A 311-nucleotide genomic window follows, 5' to 3' on the forward strand; every position below is an offset into this window, starting at 1 on the left:
TGAACCGCACATCAAACGCATCCTGACGCACATTAGTCAGTTTGCCGCTGTTAATCAGGCGCAGCTGGGCCCACGGGCCGGTGAAGCGGATGGCGCGCGGGGATTTGCCGCGGGCATCCGGTATCAGCGTGAGCTGGCTTTCCACCCCGGCCCGCATCGCGTTGGGCCAGATGAGGTGTACAATGCTGCCGCGGCCGTGAGCATAATCGAGCAGCTGGCCGTCGAGATTGAGCAGGCTGCGGCGTTTATTGCCGGTCAGGCTGAGGGGCTCAATGGCGAACTGGGCGCCCAGACCGTTTTGCGGCGAGAAG

1 protein-coding gene is annotated in these 311 nt (G+C 63.3%); it reads right to left on the reverse strand.

Going from position 1 to position 311, the window contains the following annotated elements; genetic code table 11:
• Positions 1-311, reverse strand: a 311-nt coding sequence (locus ACGF49_RS25085; RefSeq protein WP_387493494.1) for a type VI secretion IcmF C-terminal domain-containing protein, incomplete at both ends; no start/stop codon positions are given.

This window comes from Photorhabdus sp. RM96S (genome assembly GCF_042879335.1).
Lineage (GTDB): Bacteria > Pseudomonadota > Gammaproteobacteria > Enterobacterales > Enterobacteriaceae > Photorhabdus > Photorhabdus kayaii.